The 1,013-nt window shown below is 66.1% G+C and carries 1 protein-coding gene; it reads right to left on the reverse strand.

Annotated elements, in window-relative coordinates; all coding sequences use genetic code 11:
* Nucleotides 1-16 precede the first annotated feature (16 nt).
* Nucleotides 17-976 (reverse strand): IS1595 family transposase, encoded by a 960-nt coding sequence (locus ABD297_RS23585; RefSeq protein WP_425581214.1) that lies wholly within the window; start codon nucleotides 974-976, stop codon nucleotides 17-19.
* Nucleotides 977-1,013: the final 37 nt, after the last annotated feature.

Below are 1,013 nucleotides of genomic sequence, written 5' to 3' on the forward strand. Positions count from 1 at the left end.
TGTTCTGCATATCTGCTTAGGTGAAGTCCGGTATGCCGGTTTCTGCTGGCTTGAGAAGGTCCTTGAGCGGGTGCGGGTCAGTGTCCACGGCTTGCTCGAGGAGTCGATAGAAGAGCAGGCCGCGGGACTTCGCGTTCCGGCGATTGAACCGGAAGGTGTACTCGTCGAGGTAGTACGGCAGGTGCTGGTCCTCGACGCGGAAGTGCAACGTGCCGATGAGCCAGCGCTTGAGCAAGGACGCGACCAGGTGCACGCCGGGCAGCACGCTGGCCTGGTCCGGGGCGCGGTAGCCGAGGGTGAACTCGTGGGTGTAGCCGAGGTCGGCGAGCCGGCGCAGGGTGCGGGCGCCGTCGGTGCGGATCGTGGATCCGGGCTCGATGACGGTGGTGGCGAAGTCGACCAGCTGCCGGGTCCCGGGATGGTCGGCGACGGCGAGCCGGACTCGGCCCAACCGGCGGGTTTCGTTGTGCTCTATGGCGATCATGACCGCGACCTTGTCGCCGTAGCCGCCACCGCTGTTGCGAGTGGCGCCACCGATCATCGTCTCGTCGAGCTCCACGATCCCCGAGAGCTTGTCGCGTTCGGGCCGGACCATCGCCCGGCGCAGCTTGTGCATCCAGGCCCATGCCGTCTCGTAGGAGCCGAACCCGAGGACCCGTTGGAGCCCCAGCGCGGACATCCCGTTCTTCTGCGACATGAGGAACCAGATCGCCGCGAACCAGGTCGACAGCGGCGTCCGGGTCCGGTCAAAGATCGTGCCGGCCGTCACCGACGTCCGCCGTCCACACGACCGGCACATCCACAACCCGGCACCGGTGCGCCAGAACTCACGCTCGCCGCACCGCGGGCACACGAACCCCTCAGGCCACCGCAGGGCCGCGAGGTAGTCCAGACATGACTGGTTGTCCGGGAACCACTCGAGCAGCTGCTGGTACGTCGCTGGGTAGTCCTGCCCCCGAATCGGATTCGCGGTCATCCACAAAGGCTACTTCACCTAAGCAGATATGCAGAAC

Origin of the sequence: Terrabacter carboxydivorans (assembly GCF_039532035.1) — a bacterium.
GTDB classification, from domain to species: Bacteria; Actinomycetota; Actinomycetes; order Actinomycetales; family Dermatophilaceae; genus Terrabacter; species Terrabacter carboxydivorans.

Coding starts and splice junctions, on each gene's coding strand:
- ABD297_RS23585 (WP_425581214.1), bottom strand. CDS start 976: ATGACCGCGAATCCGATTCGGGGGCAGGACTACCCAGCGACGTACCAG.